The sequence below is a fragment of the Anabaena sp. UHCC 0204 genome (assembly GCF_009711975.1).
Classification (GTDB): domain Bacteria; phylum Cyanobacteriota; class Cyanobacteriia; order Cyanobacteriales; family Nostocaceae; genus Dolichospermum.
Window position 1 is genome coordinate 163,879 of the sequence record NZ_VIKW01000006.1, and the last position, 16,051, is coordinate 179,929.

General features: G+C 38.9%; 17 protein-coding genes. 10 read left to right on the forward strand and 7 right to left on the reverse strand.

Going from position 1 to position 16,051, the window contains the following annotated elements; genetic code table 11:
- The first annotated feature begins 16 nt into the window (after window positions 1-16).
- The 4 genes from FJR04_RS07330 to FJR04_RS07345 all read left to right on the forward strand — a co-directional run bounded on the left by FJR04_RS07330 (window position 17) and on the right by FJR04_RS07345 (window position 5,536).
- A complete protein-coding gene (locus FJR04_RS07330; protein WP_168493172.1) occupies window positions 17-1,705 on the forward strand; it encodes an NAD+ synthase in 1,689 nt (562 codons plus the stop codon).
- Between the two features lie 270 nt (window positions 1,706-1,975).
- Window positions 1,976-3,148, forward strand: coding sequence for a molybdopterin-synthase adenylyltransferase MoeB (moeB, locus tag FJR04_RS07335; RefSeq protein WP_168493173.1), 1,173 nt, complete (start codon window positions 1,976-1,978; stop codon window positions 3,146-3,148).
- A gap of 638 nt (window positions 3,149-3,786) precedes the next feature.
- Window positions 3,787-4,503: a response regulator transcription factor gene (locus FJR04_RS07340; RefSeq protein ID WP_168493174.1), complete on the forward strand. Its 717-nt coding sequence runs from the start codon at window positions 3,787-3,789 to the stop codon at window positions 4,501-4,503.
- Window positions 4,504-4,663: 160 nt separating this feature from the next.
- A complete protein-coding gene (locus tag FJR04_RS07345; protein ID WP_254445226.1) occupies window positions 4,664-5,536 on the forward strand; it encodes an endonuclease/exonuclease/phosphatase family protein in 873 nt (290 codons plus the stop codon).
- A gap of 10 nt (window positions 5,537-5,546) precedes the next feature.
- On the opposite strand, the gene FJR04_RS07350 is transcribed toward FJR04_RS07345, so the two are convergent.
- The 3 genes from FJR04_RS07350 to pdxA form a co-directional block, all read right to left on the reverse strand.
- On the reverse strand, window positions 5,547-5,843 hold the full coding sequence (locus FJR04_RS07350; protein WP_168493175.1) for a DNA-binding protein: 297 nt from the start codon (window positions 5,841-5,843) through the stop codon (window positions 5,547-5,549).
- Entirely contained in the window at window positions 5,836-6,174 is a 339-nt protein-coding gene (locus tag FJR04_RS07355) for a type II toxin-antitoxin system RelE/ParE family toxin (RefSeq protein WP_168493176.1), read from the reverse strand. Before FJR04_RS07355 ends, FJR04_RS07350 begins: the two co-directional genes overlap by 8 nt.
- A gap of 234 nt (window positions 6,175-6,408) precedes the next feature.
- Window positions 6,409-7,446, reverse strand: a complete 1,038-nt coding sequence (pdxA, locus tag FJR04_RS07360) for a 4-hydroxythreonine-4-phosphate dehydrogenase PdxA (protein WP_168493177.1) — start codon at window positions 7,444-7,446, stop codon at window positions 6,409-6,411.
- Between the two features lie 221 nt (window positions 7,447-7,667).
- On the opposite strand from pdxA, the gene FJR04_RS07365 reads away from it, so the two are divergent.
- From FJR04_RS07365 to FJR04_RS07390, 6 genes are all read left to right on the forward strand, one after another.
- A complete protein-coding gene (locus FJR04_RS07365; protein WP_168493178.1) occupies window positions 7,668-7,772 on the forward strand; it encodes a PetM family cytochrome b6-f complex subunit 7 in 105 nt (34 codons plus the stop codon).
- 216 nt (window positions 7,773-7,988) lie between these two features.
- Window positions 7,989-8,987: an SDR family oxidoreductase gene (locus FJR04_RS07370; protein ID WP_168493179.1), complete on the forward strand. Its 999-nt coding sequence runs from the start codon at window positions 7,989-7,991 to the stop codon at window positions 8,985-8,987.
- A gap of 106 nt (window positions 8,988-9,093) precedes the next feature.
- The gene (locus FJR04_RS07375; RefSeq protein WP_168493180.1) at window positions 9,094-10,011 is read left to right on the forward strand and encodes an NAD(+) kinase; all 918 of its coding nucleotides are present in this window, start codon (window positions 9,094-9,096) and stop codon (window positions 10,009-10,011) included.
- Between the two features lie 498 nt (window positions 10,012-10,509).
- Window positions 10,510-11,223, forward strand: a complete 714-nt coding sequence (gene nblR / locus FJR04_RS07380) for a response regulator transcription factor NblR (RefSeq protein WP_168493181.1) — start codon at window positions 10,510-10,512, stop codon at window positions 11,221-11,223.
- Between the two features lie 177 nt (window positions 11,224-11,400).
- Window positions 11,401-11,919 carry a DUF192 domain-containing protein gene (locus tag FJR04_RS07385; RefSeq protein WP_168493182.1) on the forward strand — a complete coding sequence of 173 codons (519 nt, stop codon included), beginning with the start codon at window positions 11,401-11,403 and terminating at the stop codon, window positions 11,917-11,919.
- Between the two features lie 695 nt (window positions 11,920-12,614).
- Window positions 12,615-12,806 (forward strand): DUF2949 domain-containing protein, encoded by a 192-nt coding sequence (locus FJR04_RS07390; RefSeq protein WP_168493183.1) that lies wholly within the window; start codon window positions 12,615-12,617, stop codon window positions 12,804-12,806.
- 72 nt (window positions 12,807-12,878) lie between these two features.
- Here FJR04_RS07390 and FJR04_RS07395 read toward each other — a convergent pair whose 3' ends face one another.
- The 4 genes from FJR04_RS07395 to FJR04_RS07410 form a co-directional block, all read right to left on the reverse strand.
- Window positions 12,879-14,030, reverse strand: a complete 1,152-nt coding sequence (locus FJR04_RS07395) for an alanine--glyoxylate aminotransferase family protein (RefSeq protein ID WP_168493184.1) — start codon at window positions 14,028-14,030, stop codon at window positions 12,879-12,881.
- A gap of 268 nt (window positions 14,031-14,298) precedes the next feature.
- Window positions 14,299-14,544, reverse strand: a complete 246-nt coding sequence (locus FJR04_RS07400) for a DUF5340 domain-containing protein (protein WP_168493185.1) — start codon at window positions 14,542-14,544, stop codon at window positions 14,299-14,301.
- Between the two features lie 134 nt (window positions 14,545-14,678).
- Entirely contained in the window at window positions 14,679-15,560 is an 882-nt protein-coding gene (trpC, locus tag FJR04_RS07405; RefSeq protein WP_168493186.1) for an indole-3-glycerol phosphate synthase TrpC, read from the reverse strand.
- 82 nt (window positions 15,561-15,642) lie between these two features.
- Window positions 15,643-16,026 carry a four helix bundle protein gene (locus tag FJR04_RS07410; RefSeq protein ID WP_168493187.1) on the reverse strand — a complete coding sequence of 128 codons (384 nt, stop codon included), beginning with the start codon at window positions 16,024-16,026 and terminating at the stop codon, window positions 15,643-15,645.
- Window positions 16,027-16,051 lie beyond the last annotated feature (25 nt).

Here is a 16,051-nt window from a genome sequence, read left to right on the forward strand (position 1 = left end):
TAAACGCAGATAAATTATGAAAATCGCGATCGCTCAAATTAATCCTATTATTGGTGATTTAACAGGAAATGCCCAAAAAATCCTGGAAATGGCACAAGCAGCAGCGTCAACGGGTGTGCGTTTATTATTAACACCTGAGTTATCTATTTGTGGTTATCCACCCAGAGATTTATTACTAAATCCTAGTTTTATAAATGCAATGGATCAGACATTGCAAAAATTAGCCAAAGATTTACCAGAAGATTTAGCTGTATTAGTGGGAACGGTTGCTAAAAATTCCCAAGCACATATTACTGGAGAGAAAAATTTATTTAATAGTATTGCTTTATTAACATCAGGAAACATTCAACAAATTTTCCATAAAAGGTTATTACCAACTTACGATGTTTTTGATGAAAAACGCTATTTTGAACCAGGACTAGAAGCCAATTATTTTAAATTAGATGATCTCAATATTGGTGTGACAATTTGCGAAGATTTATGGAATGATGAGGAATTTTGGGGTAAGCGGAGTTACGCAGTTAATCCTATTGCTGATTTAGCAAATTTGGGTGTAGATTTAATTGTGAATTTATCCGCTTCACCCTATACCGTTGGTAAGCAACATCTGCGAGAAGCGATGTTAAAACATACTGCTGCTAATTTCCAACAGCCTCTTATTTATACTAATCAAGTTGGTGGAAATGATGATTTGATTTTTGATGGACGGAGTTTTGCTTTAAATAAACAAGGTGAAATTGTTTGTCGGGCTAAGGGTTTTGTTTCTGATTTTCTGACTGTTGAATTTAATACCGATAAACAAGATTTAGAATTAGCTGATATTTCTCCTGCTAATGAATCTGAAGATGAGGAAATTTGGAATGCTTTAGTTTTGGGAGTAAAAGATTATGTTGGTAAATGTCGCTTTTCTAAAGTATTGTTGGGTTTAAGTGGGGGAGTAGATTCTGCTTTGGTTGCGGCTATTGCGACTGCCGCATTAGGGAAAGAAAATGTGATTGGTGTGTTAATGCCTTCTCCCTATAGTTCTGAACATTCTATTAGTGATGCTTTAGCATTAGCAGCAAATTTAGATATTCAAACCCAGATTTTACCAATTGGGGAATTAATGCAAAGTTTTGATAACTCTCTTGGTGAGTTATTTGCAGGCACAGAATTTGGGATTGCGGAAGAAAATCTGCAATCTCGCATTCGTGGTAATTTATTAATGGCAATTTCTAATAAGTTCGGTTATTTGCTTTTATCTACTGGTAATAAATCAGAAGTTGCTGTTGGTTATTGTACTCTTTATGGTGATATGAATGGTGGTTTAGCGGTTATTGCTGATGTTCCGAAAACCCGCGTTTATTCTATCTGTAAATGGTTAAATTCTCATCAACAAAAAGAAGTTATTCCCGAAAATATTCTCACTAAAGCACCTAGTGCGGAACTTAAACCTGGTCAAGTTGACCAAGATTCTCTTCCACCTTATGAAATTTTAGATGATATTCTCGACCGTTTGATTCATCAACATCAATCAGCAGCACAAATTATTAGCGCAGGTCATGAACCGGCAATTGTGGATAGGGTATTACAATTATTATCTCGTGCGGAATTTAAACGCAGACAAGCTGCACCGGGATTAAAAATTACTGACCGCGCTTTTGGGACTGGTTGGAGAATGCCTATTGCTAGTAGTTGGTCTGCGTTGAGGAATATAGGTAGCTAGTAGAGAGGGGTGAAAATCCCCTATTTGGCTAAATGAGAAAAATGATTTGGTTTAGCCAAAGCTAGGAGATCAAATTGCTATAAAATAAATAGGATATATCCTTGTCCAAAATACTCTTATGTGATAATATCCGTACAAAATAATCAACCTGGTGAACTGCAAAGCAGGATTCTTGATGACAACCACCAGTTTCAAATCGAGACAATTAAACTAATAAAATTAGCAATTTTAAGTTAACATTAATACTCCGCGCTGATTCATACAACTGCTATGCTAAATCCCAATCTGGATGAAATCCAGTTGACAAAAGACGACTACGAACGTTATTCCCGCCACTTAATTTTACCAGAAGTGGGAGTGGAAGGACAAAAACGCCTAAAAGCCGCCAGTGTATTGTGTATTGGTACAGGTGGACTAGGTTCACCATTACTGTTATATCTTGCAGCCGCAGGTATAGGCAGAATTGGTATTGTTGATTTTGATATTGTGGATACCTCCAACCTGCAACGTCAAGTTATTCATGGAACATCTTGGGTAGGTAAACCGAAAATTGAATCAGCAAAAAACCGGATTCATGAGATTAACCCTCATTGTCAGGTTGATTTGCATGAAACTCGTCTGAGTTCAGAAAACGCCCTCGATATTATTCGTCCTTACGATATCGTTGTTGATGGAACTGATAACTTCCCAACTCGGTATTTAGTCAATGACGCTTGCGTATTGTTAGATAAACCTAACGTTTACGGTTCTATCTTCCGTTTTGAAGGACAAGCAACCGTCTTTAATTATGAAGGTGGTCCCAACTATCGGGATTTATATCCAGAACCACCACCACCAGGAATGGTTCCTTCTTGTGCAGAAGGTGGTGTGCTGGGAATTTTACCAGGGATGATTGGGATTATTCAAGCCACAGAAACCGTGAAAATTATCCTGGGTAATGGTACTACCCTGAGTGGTAGACTGGTACTTTACAATGCCTTGGATATGAAATTCCGGGAGTTGAAACTGCGTCCTAACCCTATCCGTCCAGTTATTGACAAGCTCATAGATTACGAACAATTCTGTGGTATTCCCCAAGCTCAAGCAGAAGAAGCGAAACAGCAGATGGAAATTCAAGAAATGACCGTGAAGGAATTGAAGACATTATTAGATAGTGGTGCAAAGGACTTTGTGCTGCTAGATGTGCGTAATCCTCATGAGTATGAAATTGCTAAAATTCCGGGTTCAGTGTTAGTACCATTGCCAGATATTGAAAATGGTGATGGTGTGGCTAAGGTAAAAGAATTACTCAACGGAAACCGTTTAATTGCTCATTGTAAAATGGGTGGACGTTCTGCAAAAGCCTTGGGTATTCTCAAGGAAGCGGGAATTACTGGCACAAATGTGAAAGGGGGAATTAATGCTTGGAGTCAAGAAGTAGATGCTTCTGTTCCTCAGTATTAATACTTATATGTAGGATTGTTGTAGCAATCCTCAATTTAATTTACACAACAACATACCCGATTTTTTAGAGAAGTCGGGTATTTCCTGATATTAGAAACATATCAACCCCTGAGAAACTCCGAACGCAGAAAAAGCCAAAAAATTCTTCTTTCTCAATCATCACATTCCAGAGTAAGGTAATTAATTGTCAATTGTCAATTATCCATTGTCAATTATTGAAATTCTACTGGTAGTGTAGTGCCAAGAAGAACACAAAAAACCTTTTTACCTTATTTTCGGTTATATATCTGAATTTATACTAAAAAATCTTGAAAAAATACCAAAATTGTACATTACTTATACTCTTTTTAAAGAGTAAAATATCTAAAGTTTGCATAAACTTCATGGAAAATTTAGTGTACATACATACGACACATATCTTCAAAACGAGTCAGGGTCATAGTCAATCTCAGTGGATACAGTTAATTAGTTTATTTTCTTTAAATCACACAAGTAAATACACTACAAGTACCTTTTTTCCTACATTCTGCCTGAAATAGCTAATTGACAAGGAATGGAGAGTAAATTCACCTTTAAGAACCTAACTTAACCAGCATCTATCGCTACAGCAAATTGCCAAAATAACAATAGATTGCATTATGGATAACCTGCCTACAACTAATCCCAAGATTCTGGTTGTTGATGACGATTTCAGTGTCCGCAACCTCATTCAGCGTTTTTTAAGTCGGAAATATCAAATAGAATCAGCAGCGGATGGTAAAAACGCCATGGTATTATTTGATAAAATGAATCCTGCGTTAGTGATTCTAGACTGGAATTTACCAGATGCAAATGGTTATAAGCTTTGCCAGGAAATGCAGAGTCGTACCAATGTTTTAGTAATGATGCTCACGAGTCGCAATGATGAAGCGGATAAAATTAAAGTCCTGGCGGCTGGTGCGGATGATTTTTTAACTAAACCATTTAGTCTAGCTGAGGTGGAAGTCAGGGTAGAAGCCCTGTTAAGGCGTGTCCGCTATATTCAGCCCCATTCTTCTCAAAGACTCACTTTTAACCAGTTAGCGATTAACTCAGAGGCGCGAGAGGTGACGCTCAATGATAAACCTTTAGCCTTAACAGCCTTAGAGTTTAATATCTTACATTTTTTGGCTAACCATCCTGGACAAGCCTGGAGTCGCGCTCAACTTATCCAAAAGATTTGGGGTTGTGACTATGTGGGAGATGGACGAGTTGTGGATGTCCATATTGGTCAGTTGCGGAAGAAAATGGAAGTTGATTCTAGTATGCCGGAGTTTATTAAAACGGTGCGGGGTTATGGTTATAAATTTGATCCACCAGAAAACACCAAAGTTTAAACTTTTGCAAACAGGATTGTGGCGATCGCTACGCCCACCGCAGGTATCGCTGCAAAAATTGGTTTAATACGTGCATTACCTAAGTGTTTATATTGGGGCTTGATTAGATGATCAGTGTGATTAATTCAGAGATGGTGAAGCTAAAGCCAGTCAGGGATTGATGTCTATTCAAGCCTCAGATAAAGGCTTTAATTTTTCTCCTTTACAAGATATTCTCAAAATATTTCCCCATCTTCAGCTTAAAACAATATCAATGCAAATTACTGTAATGACCTTTAATCTCCGCTATGACAAACCAGATTCAGGGGTGCGTCAGTGGACAAAGCGTGTAGGTGCGATCGCTTCTTTAATCCAGCACTACCAACCGGATTTAATGGGTACGCAGGAGGGAAAAACCCATCAACTGAGAGATTTACAAGCACTTTTACCAGAATATAAAATTATTGGGGGCGATCGCACGGGGACAGGACAAAGCGAACATTGTGCAATTTTCTACAAGCCTCAACGCCTGAAGCTTCAGCAAACACAAGATTTTTACCTCAGTGATACTCCAGAAATTCCTGGTAGTATTACTTGGGGAACTCGTTTACCACGTATGGCAACTTGGGGTAATTTTGAAGTTAGTAATCTTGGTATTTTTCTAACTCTTGTAAATACCCATCTAGATCATGAAAATGCCAAATCTAGAGAATTAAGTGCAGCTTTAATTAGTCAACGTTTAGCCCAATTTCCACCAGAAGATTATTTACTGTTATCAGGAGATTTTAACGCCAATCCTCACACCCCAGAACGACAAATTTTCCTATCACCTTTAGCTAATGGTAAACAATTACAAGATCCTTTAGCTACTCTTCCTCTAGAACAACAAAAAACCTTTCACGATTTTACAGGTGCTGCTTGGGATGCTATTGATACTATATATTGCGATCGCTCTTTCCAAACAGAACAAGTTATTATTGACAGTCAACAGTGGGAAGGAGTTTGGCCTTCTGACCATTTTTCGGTGATTGTAAAATTAACAATAGTTTCATGATTTGAATAATTCAAGCTGACTTCACTGTTACTGCTAACTGCAATCCCAAAGCATTAAGTACATTAGTCAAAGCATAAAACTCAATTTCTCCTTTTTCAGCAAGAATTTGTGCAAATTTATTATAGGATTGCTGTACTGTCTCTGAAAATCTATCAATTCCACCTTGAGCCTCAATTACATTTTTGAGTGCTTTATTTAACATATTAGGATCACCTTCTTCTATAACGACTTCAATATAAGCTGCTGCTTCTAGAGGATCTTGTAAGTCTTTAATTAGTTTGACGTGATAACTTGTACTTCTAGGCATTGTCTCGACTCCGATAATCTTCCCAATATTCTTTGGCTTTACGAATATCTTGGATCTGTGTGTTTTTGTCACCACCACACAAGAGCAAAATAATTTTTGATCCTTCCTGTCCAAAGTATATCCGGTAGCCTGGTCCATAGTCTATTCTCAGTTCAAATACACCTTCTCCAACGGACTTACAGTCTCCTAGATTACCATCTTCAACTCTGTCAAGTCTGGCTCTAATTTTAGCTTTTGCTCTTCTATCTCGTAGAAAATCAAACCAATTATCAAAAGGATTTGTCCCATCTACTTTTAGGTATTTTTGAATTTCTCTAGGTTGGATATTCATGTGCTTGTCTTATAAGCGACTACACTCCTAACCTATATCTTTCTGGGTTTGATTTTCAGGGGGGTATAGCCAAAATTGCCTAATCGTTTTAGGACTTACGCAAAATATCTCTGAAACCCTCTTGTCTTCGTGTCCTTCGTTCCTTCGTGGTTCGTTCTTTCGTGACTTGTGCGTAAGTCCTACGTTTAATTCTATAGGTAAGAGTTGCGCTTTTTTTACCCCTATACATTTAAACTATACTTTCTGCTTCACCAACTCTACCGCTAATTGAATCGCTGCTTTCATACTTGTCGCATCAGCAATCCCTTTTCCCGCAATATCAAACGCTGTTCCATGATCTGGGGAAGTTCTCACAAACGGTAAACCAATGGTAGTATTTACAGCCCGATCAAAAGCCATTAACTTCACCGGAATTAAACCTTGGTCGTGATAAAGTGCTAAATAAGCATCAGCCGGATTTTTGATCACAGAATTACCATACCAAGCAATACCCGGTTTAACCCACATTGTATCAGGGGGTATAGGTCCTTCTAGCTTTAAATGGGGACGTTTTTGGCGTTCTGACTCCAACCAGGGAATTAGCCAATCAATTTCTTCTGTTCCCAATTGTCCCATTTCTCCACTATGGGGATTTAATCCAGCGATCGCAATTCTCCCATTTTTAATCCCAAAATTATTTTCTAAACACTCCACCAGCAAATCTAATTTCAAAGTTAATAATTGCGGTGTTAAAGTATCAGCTACTTGACGTAAAGGAATATGTGTGGTAGCAAGTAGAGCGCGGAGTGTCCAGCCAGTAAAAGGCGATCGCCCCACAAACAACATCCCAAAACGGTCAACACCAGCCTTTTGGGCTAAAAGTTCTGTTTGTCCTGGATAATTGTAACCCGCTGCCTTCCAAGCCGATTTAGCAATAGGTGCTGTCACAATCCCATCAAACTCACCCGCTAAGGTTTGAGCGATCGCATATTCCATATAAGCAAAACTAGCTGCACCACTAGCCGCATTCCCTACACCATTAATAATTTCCCCAGCAGTAGGAATATCAATCATAGACAAATCAGCAGGATTCACCAAAGCTAGAGAATTGTCAGTATTTTTACTAATATATTCATAATTTTTAGTTAATAAAGTTCTACTACCCACCACTACCAGATCACAGTTTTGAGTAACTTCTGGATCTGCTAAAGCTTTTAAAATTACTTCAGAGCCAATACCCGCCGGATCTCCAAGCGTCAATGCCAACCGTATACGTTTATTTTGATTATTCATTGGTCATTAGTCATGTTATGGGGGCGGGATTTCCCAGCCTATCCTCAATTATCACCCCTGAATTGGTTTAGAATTATTGACGAAGGTCTAACTCAATCATGCGAATAGACCAAGTTTACCTGAGTCCTCAAAGTTGAAAATGAGATTTGAGCCTTCAAATCAAGTTCAGCATTAGAGACAAGACACATAAATCAACAATCCATAAGGGAGAATTACAGCAAATGGGTGGCGAAATCTTAAATGCAGCGATGCTATCTTTCGGTCTAATCTTTGTAGGTTGGGCAATTGGTGCTTTCTTACTCAAAATTCAAGGCGCAGAAGAATAGAGGGCAGGGGCGCAGGGGAAAAAATTTCTTTCTTGTTTCGTCTGACTCCTGTAAGGGCGAAGCATTCGGAAAATAGCCTTGACAAAAATGGATAATTTATCGCCCGAATGCTTCGCCCCTACGACTTCTTTCTCCTTAAAAATATGTAAAGTTTTATTTAGATAACTAATTCTGTTAAGATTCTTTTCATAAACATTAAAATATATAACCAACCCCATGACATTATTAATAGTCGGTGCAACTGGCACCTTGGGAAGACAAGTGGCTCGTCGCGCAATTGATGAAGGTTACAAAGTCCGCTGTCTCGTTCGGAGTCCTAAAAAAGCTGCTTTTTTGAAAGAATGGGGTGCAGAACTGGTAAGGGGAGATTTATGTAATCCTCAAACCTTGCCAGAGGCCTTAGTAGGTGTAACCGCAGTCATTGATGCTGCTACATCCCGTGCTACAGATTCACTGACTATTAAACAGGTTGACTGGGATGGGAAAGTAGCATTAATTCAAGCAGCTAAAACTGCTGGTGTAGAAAGATTTATTTTCTTTTCAATTCTCGATGCCGATAAATACCCGAATGTACCGCTGATGGAAATTAAGCGATGTACAGAAGCATTCTTAGCAGAATCAGGTTTAAATTATACCATTTTACGGTTAGCCGGCTTTATGCAAGGGTTAATTGGTCAGTATGGTATACCTATTCTTGAAAAACAGCCTGTGTGGGTAACAGGTACATCTTCGCCTATTGCGTATATGGACACCCAAGACATTGCTAAATTCGCTGTTCGGGCTTTGAGTGTGCCAGAAACAGAAAAACAAGCCTTCCCTGTCGTGGGAACTCGCGCTTGGAGTGCAGAGGAAATTATTAATCTTTGTGAACGGTTATCTGATAGAGATGCAAAAGTAACACGGATGCCCATAGGCTTACTGCGGACTGTGCAGAACTGTTTACGTTTCTTTCAGTGGGGATGGAACGTGGCTGATAGATTAGCTTTTACCGAAGTTTTAGCCAGTGGGAAAGCTCTAAATTCAGAAACAATGGACGAAGTATATACTGTCTTTGGGTTAGATAAAGAACAAACTACCACCCTGGAAGTTTACCTCCAAGAATACTTCAGCCGGATTATGAAGAAGCTGAAAGAGTTAGATTATGAGAAAGCTAAAACCAAAAAGCAGAAAAGTAAAAAAACTCCCTTTAAACAATCTTCCAAAATCAATAGCTAGAAAGATAGACATAGACAATAGATTTCTCACAAATGATTGAGGAATGCTATATAGTAGTCCAAAATGTGTTAAAAACATTCAATATTTGGGTATGGAATTGTAAACTGTGCCGAAAGCAGGCATCATCTATAACGACGTTAAACCGGTAGCGAGTCATGTCGCTATCGAACTGAAAGACAAACTCACCGCGGCTGGTTGGGATGTCTGTGTCACCGCGAGTATCGGTGGTATATTAGGCTATCCTCAACCAGACAGTCCTGTTTGTCACACCCCTATTGAAGGTCTTACGCCCCCTGGCTTTGACTCAGATATGAAATTTGCAGTGGTGTTAGGGGGAGATGGAACTGTGTTAGCAGCATCACGCCTAGTCGCCCCCTGTGGTATACCCATGCTGACAGTTAATACTGGTCACATGGGATTTTTGACGGAAACTTATCTCAACCAATTGCCCCAAGCCATAGAACAAGTAATGGCGGGTGAATACGAAATTGAAGATAGAGTCATGCTCACTGTCAAAGTTCTCCGGGGAGATGCAGTGACATGGGAAGCCCTTTGTTTAAATGAAATGGTGCTACATCGAGAACCTTTAACTTGTATGTGCCATTTTGAAATTGCAGTGGGGCGACATTCACCAGTGGATATTGCGGCTGATGGGATTATTGTTTCCACCCCTACGGGTTCTACAGCTTATTCATTAAGCGCAGGTGGACCAGTAATTACTCCTGGTGTCCCTGTATTACAGTTAGTACCCATTTGTCCCCATTCCCTAGCTTCTAGGGCTTTGGTGTTTCCCGATAATGAACCAGTTAATATCTATCCTGTTAACATTCCGCGATTAGTGATGGTAGTAGATGGAAATGGTGGATGTTATATTTTGCCAGAAGATCGGGTATATATGGAGCGATCGCCCTATAGCGCCCGGTTTATTCGTCTCCAATCACCAGAGTTTTTCCGTGTTCTCCGAGAAAAATTAGGTTGGGGTTTACCGCATATTGCTAAACCCAATTCAGTAGAATTGCCTTAGTTGTCAGTAATTATTGGTAAAAACTTCTGTTTTGAGTATTTTTCCAGAATTACTTGTCAGGTGATGGTATTGGGAATAATTCAACACGAGTCAAACAATTTTAAATTTTAGCTTGGCTCCATTCTTTAATTCTGGCGCTTCGGCAAGAGAATTGGGATTTTCCCATACTTAAAACCAGCGGATGAATTGGAGATTTTGCATCATTCAAGCCAGAATTCTCAATTGGAAATCTAAAATTCGGTCAGAAGTCAAGAGTTAGAATCTAGTAATTACTGCATATTGCAGGTACATGAAGTACAAACTGACAATTAAAACATGACTCTAGCGTTAAACATCAACTGACTGTTCATCCTGACTCGTTGAATTCTACTGTATATCATTTGAGATTCTTGATTGTCAAAGGCAGACTGCATCAGCTTTGTGTCTTTTCATTAGTTGCAATCATGATGCAAATTGGTATAAAAATTTCAAATTCCCAATCCAATCACCCAGACTGCTATGATAGCTGCTCAAAATTCCTCTGTTTTTGTGTTGGTAATTGAACCCGATGAAACTTTAGCTAATCAGTTAGCTTTTGACTTACAAGAAGCTGGCTATGATGCAATTGTGACTCATGATACAGCCCATGGACTAGAATACTGTCGTGATGACGATGGTGGTTCTAACCATCGTCAACCCGCTCTTATTGTTGTAGATAGAATGCTAGTCGGAGAATCAGGACTATCTCTATGTAAAAATCTCAGAAACATGGGTAATCGTTCTCCTGTACTGGTTTTAATGGCTAGAGATACAGTAGATGATCGTGTAGCTTGTCTAGATGCTGGTGCTGACGATTACATCCTAAAACCTTATCGTTCGGAAGATTTTTTAAAGCTAATTCGTCTCTATCTCAAACCTGACATTGATACCACCGAACAATTACGATTTGGCGATTTAGTATTGGATATAGGAACACGTCGCGCTATTTACAGCAGTAAAGCCATTGACTTAACCATGAAAGAATTTGAACTCTTAAAATTCTTAATGGAACATCCCCGTGAAGTATTAACCCGCGAACAAATCTTAGAAAATGTTTGGGGTTATGACTTTATGGGTGAGTCTAATGTCATTGAAGTATATATTCGTTATCTTCGCCTCAAAATTGAGGAAGAAGGCCAAAAACGCCTGATTCAAACAGTGCGTGGTGTAGGTTATGTATTAAGAGACTCTTAAAATCGAGAAACGAGAAATAAAATCTAAATTTGTGGGCAATTTTGCAGAAATTAAGTAGAATAATCAAAATCTAAATTCCAGTACATAAGCTCGTGGCGATTAGGGAAGAGGTGATTTAGGAAAATTATCACTTTTTCCCTAATTCTTGCACCCTATTTCCTGTTCTCGGTATTACTTATGATTTCTTGGCTCAGTTTTTGTTCAATATTACTCAGTATTCTACTCATGGGCTGTTCACCACCCACAACAGCTAAATCTCCCTCTATGACAATAGAATCACCAACCCAATCACCAGTAAATGCAGGTCAAAATTTACCAATTTCGGCTGAAGCTACTCTTCCTCAAGGGACAAAAATTCAGTTAGAAGTAGCGAAAACACAAGCACAACAAATGATGGGTTTGATGTATAGACCGGCTTTACCAGATAACCGAGGAATGCTGTTTGTTTTTCCTTCAGCACAACCCGTGCAGTTTTGGATGAAAAATGTACCTGTTGCTTTAGATATGGTATTTCTCCAGAAAGGTGTAGTTAAGTATATACAAATAGCTGCTCCTGCTTGCGATAGAGAACCTTGTCCTACCTATGGTCCGAATGTCCCTATAGATCAAGTTATTGAACTCAGATCAGGACGAGCAGGAGAATTAGGTTTACAGATAGGAGATAGGGTCAAAATTGATTTTTTAACCCTTCGGTAAACAGGGTATGATTATCCACTATATGAAGAGCGAAAAAAGTCCTCTGCAAGTAAAAATCCCCGAAGTCGCCGAGTCAGAACTTTTGTCAAATCAAGCATTGGATTATCTAACCATGATCTGATTTGGAGATAGCATGAGTCTTGATTCAGAATCTTTAACTGATAAATAATTATTCTGACCAAAAAAATATTACATAACCTAGCATAAATAGCAGTGAAGAGGTTAATATTTATCAGTAGTGTGAATAACATCGAATTTTAGGTTTTTTTCAGTTAAAATCACGACTTCAGAGTGAAGTAGCAAAAATCTCCCTTTTGGCGCAAGTGTAAATAGGCGCGAATAGCGGAGTATAGGCTATGAAATCTTTGTCACTTAAAAAAAAGTAAACAAGCGGATGTTAAAGCTAACGCTAACATCACAGGTGAAGTATTTCCTAATTCTTATCCTGACTAGATATAGGAGATACTGTATTAAGGGTTTTCCCCTATTGTTATCAGTAGGGTGGCGTAGTATTACCTTCAGTAAGGTTAATGCTTTACAAAAGGGTTATTGGGAAAAATACATATTTTTCTATACAACTTTTAACTCTTGAATTACTTGCAAGAGCGTAACAAATAAGATACAGGCTATAACAATACCGAGAAATGGATAAGCAAGCCCTAACTATACACTCTACCCAAGGAGGTGAGAGACAAATGACACCATCAAGATATTCACGGCTGATTAATTTTCTCCAGGAAGATTTGGCAATTTCTACGGCTTCTCTGGCTGTAGCATTACGTAATCGGGATCAAGATCCCGGTTCTTTAACAATGACTCTTTGGCAGTATGGGCTAATTACTCTAGAACAGTTAGAACAAATTTATGATTGGTTAGAAACGGCATAAGGTGAAAATTGACAATTGACAATTGACAATTATCAATTATCAATTATCAATTACCCATGACCAGTTTAATGACTATTGGGCAAAAACTTTTGCTGCTGCTGCGATACCAGCACCGGAGGTGAAGCTTTCATGACCCACTTCTGGAAGGACAACTTCTAGGGAGGCGATACAGCTCAGAATATCGCGATCGCTCACAAAACCCAAGTGACCTATGCGGAAAATTTTATTACTCAAATGGTCTTGACCACCTGCTAAAGCAATATCAAACCGTTTTTTCATCAAAGACCGAATTTTATCTGCTTCGATTCCTGGGGTCGCTACAGCGGTAATGGCAGGACTGGCACAATTATCACCAGCAAATAATGATAAATTTAACGCTTTCATTGCTGCACGAGTAGCATTTTTTTGGCGTTCATGACGGGTAAAGATGCCTTCCAATCCTTCCTTCTTCATCATTCCCAAGGTGGTGTGTAGTGCCACCATTAAGTTAACAGGAGGAGTAAAAGGAGTGGTATTTTTAGCGGTAGCTTTGCGATATTTACCTAAATCTAAGTAATACTTGGGCAATTTCGCGGTTTTGTAGGCTTCCCAGGCTTTGGCACTGACGGAGACAAATCCTAAACCGGGAGGAATCATATAGCCTTTTTGAGAACCGGACGCGACTACATCTAGTCCCCAAGCGTCTACAGGGACGTTGTAAGCCCCTAGACTGGTGACAGCATCAACTATGATCAAAGCCTCACCATGTTCTTTAACGTGGCGGTTGATAGTTTCTAGGTCATTAATCACACCAGTTGAGGTTTCGCTGTGGGTGATAATGACAGCTTTGATTTCTTTGTTGGTATCAGCTTGGAGTTTGGCTGCAAATTGGGCTGGATCTAAGGGTTGTCCCCATTCTGCGGTGACAGTTTCCACATTTAAGCCAAAAGCTTGACCGACTTCTACCCAACGTTCACCAAATTTACCATTAGAACCGACTAATATGCGATCGCCTGGAGAAAGAAAATTAATTATTCCCGCTTCTACAGCACCAGTACCGCTGACGTTTAACATCAATACATCACTTGCTGTTTGATGTAACCATTTGAGGTTTTCTGTCACCTCTCCCATCATGCTACTAAATTCACCAGTCCGGTGGCCAATGGGGTGCTTGGCCAATGCTAGTAAAGCTGCTTCTGGTACTGGGGTAGGACCAGGAATCATCAGCATCAATTTATTATCCATTTGTATTTCCTAAAATTTCAATACAATACAAAGTAACCCCTACAGGGGATAAAAACACAAAAAACAACCCACAAAATCTATTGTGGGTTTCGCTACACCGTATTTTTGGCGCTGCGCGTCGTCAATAAGCTTTCATTGTATATTACCAGGTTGAGCTTATTGAAAGTTGGATTGGGAATTTTAGATTTATGATTGATTTTTCTGGTAAGTTTGGCACAAAATCCATGGTTTTTACGACATGGTTTTGTGTTGTTGAAATATATATTCATCACGAACAATCAACTTTATTCCCAACATGATTAATAGACCAACGGTGATCAATAATTAGCGAGGAAGATTGAAAAGTTTCTTCTAGTCGCTTTTGTTGAGATGCGGCTTTTCGCAGGGTAATAATCAGTTGATTGACTTGATTGCGGAGGTCTTGGTTTTGACCTATGGAAGTCATTGTTTGCTTTTCTAAAAGTTGAAGTATAAGTTCGTAATGGATAGGAGAGGGTAAAGGAATTGGCTCCATGTAGTTTATTGTAAAATTACAACTTGGGGATTTTTAATTTACTTTTAGTTAAAGTTTAGCTAATCCCAAATTAATTGTTACACAGGAAACAAATAATTGCTGTTAGGCAAGAAACAAAAGGCAATAGTTTGTGATTAAGCAAATAGATTGGCGATCGCTAATTGAGGATCTGGTTGTTTCACTAATGATTCACCAATCAGTACAGCGGCTGCACCTGCTGTTTTAACTACACTTAAATCCTCCGGGTGATGCAATCCTGATTCACTAACTACAAGGATGTTCTTTGCTTGCAATTGTTCACTTCTGGCTGTCATTAACTGACAAGTAGTTTGCAAATCAACAGAAAAATCTTCCAAGTTGCGATTATTAATCCCGACTAAAGAAACTCCATCTAAAGCTAACACGCGATCTAGTTCTTCTAAGTTATGAACTTCTATTAAAGCCGCCATTTTCAAGTTTTTAGCGATTTTAATAAAGTATTGCAAATCTTGATCATTGAGAATTGCTGCTATTAATAAAACTGCATCTGCACCATGAATTCGCGCCCAATACATTTGGTAAGGATAGATAATAAAATCCTTACATAGTAAAGGTAAATCCACAGCAGAACGGACTAAAGATAGATTTTCAAAACTACCTTGAAAAAATTTGACATCTGTGAGGACAGAGAGACAACTAGCGCCACCTGCTTGATAAGATTGAGCGATCGCTACTGGATCGAAATCTGCCCTCAATACCCCTTTACTAGGAGAAGCTTTTTTCACTTCAGCAATTAAAGCCGGACTAGTTTTACCTTGACGCAAAGCAGCGACAAAATCCCGAATCGGTGGGGCTGTGAGGGCTTTTTTCTGCAATTCCCGCAAAGGTAGCTTTTCCCGCATTTGCTCAACTTCTGTTTCTTTGTGCCAAACAATTTCTTCTAAAATATTATTTGGTGCTGCCCCTTCTATAGCGGAATGATATTGAATTATAGAAACATTAATAACCGGGCTAGGTGAACGACGACGGATTTGCATATTTGTTAGTTGTCAGTTGTCAGTTGTCAGTTGTCAGTTGTCAGTTGTTAGTTGTCAGTTGTTAGTTGTCAGTTGTTAGTTGTCAGTTGTCAGAGTTTTTTTCTGAAATATTGCCAATGGAGTTAAGATAAGCGTTTAACTTAGGAGAAAGTTCATCAATGATTGGTTTGAGCCTATTTACTTCTTCATTTGTTAACAGATTTCGTCTATAAGCTCGTCGCAACCAATGTCTAGTTTCATTTAAAGAACCTCTCGCTATTCTAACGAAACGGCGATTATCCTGAAAGTTATACCTACCACAACCTTCTGCAATATTTGCGCCAATACTATCAACAGAACGGACTATTTGCTTACCAATTGTTGCTTTAGGAAATTCATCCCAATGAAGAACAATGTTCCAAATCTCATCAGCTAATTTCTCTGCTAATTGGTAAACTAGCAAATTCTCGAAGTTAGATTTCGCCATTTTTTCAACTGACCACTGACCACTG